Source organism: Neisseria sp. P0022.S010 (assembly GCF_051956635.1).
Map to the genome: position 1 here is coordinate 1 of NZ_JBQCXF010000726.1, position 1143 is coordinate 1143.

General features: G+C 46.6%; 1 protein-coding gene. It reads right to left on the reverse strand.

The window, feature by feature from the left end; genetic code table 11:
- Nucleotides 1-41: 41 nt before the first annotated feature.
- Nucleotides 42-1043, reverse strand: a complete 1002-nt coding sequence (gene hemB / locus ACTHUT_RS20970) for a porphobilinogen synthase (protein ID WP_250600628.1) — start codon at nt 1041-1043, stop codon at nt 42-44.
- Between the last annotated feature and the right edge of the window lie 100 nt (nt 1044-1143).

Here is a 1143-nt window from a genome sequence, read left to right on the forward strand (position 1 = left end):
GGATAAACACTGTTTGCCGCTTTTTAATTTATTTCTTTATTTTACTTCTTCAACAATTTTGCCGCTTCAATCGCATAGTAAGTCAAAATACCATCGGCGCCGGCGCGTTTGAATGCCAACAGGCTTTCCAAAATGGTTTTTTCGCCATCCAACCAACCGTTTTGAATGGCTGCCTGAAGCATGGCATATTCGCCGGAAACTTGGTAGGCATAAGTCGGTACGCCGAACTCGTCTTTAACTCGGCGGACGACATCCAGATACGGTAGACCCGGTTTTACCATTACCATATCTGCGCCCTCTTGAATGTCCAATGCTACTTCGTGCAAGGCTTCGTTAGTGTTTGCAGGATCCATTTGGTAGGTTTTCTTGTCTGCCTTACCCAAATTGCCGGAGCTGCCGACAGCATCGCGAAACGGGCCGTAAAACGCTGAAGCATATTTTGCCGAATATGCCATGATGCGCGTATGGATGTGTCCAGCATCTTCCAAAGCTTCGCGAATGGCAAGAATACGTCCGTCCATCATATCTGATGGGGCAATGACTTGTGCGCCCGCATCTGCATGACACAAAGCCTGTTTTACCAAAACTTCAATGGTTTCATCGTTGAGGACATAGCCATTTTCATCGGTTAAACCGTCTTGGCCGTGAATGGTATAAGGGTCCAAGGCAACGTCAGTCATGATACCCAGTTCTGGGAATTTCTCACGCAAGGTTCGTACTATTGTCGGTACCAAGCCTTCAGGATTATAAGCTTCCTCCGCAAATTCGGTTTTGTTTTGCGTTACCACGGGAAACAAAGCCAGCATAGGAATGCCGAGCTTCAGTGCTTCTTCAGCGGTAAACAACAATTTGTCCAAACTTTGGCGTTTGACGCCGGGCATGGATGGTACTGCCTCTTCCTGATTCTGGCCTCCCAATACAAAAACCGGATAGATCAAATCATCTGCCGTCAAAGTATGCTCGCGCATCAGGCGACGTGAAAAATCGTCTTTACGCATACGGCGCATACGGGTGTTTGAGACATAACGCGGAGGGAAATTCATAATAATTGCCTTTAAATGATGAAGTCTTAAAATCAGTCTTCGACTTGACGCATGGCCTTAACCGAACGCTTGATTTCGTTGAGCGTACCGGTTTTATAAC

Bases quoted from the DNA above. Each gene is read 5' to 3' on its own strand.
- hemB (WP_250600628.1), bottom strand. From the start codon at position 1,043: ATGAATTTCCCTCCGCGTTATGTCTCAAACACCCGTATGCGCCGTATG.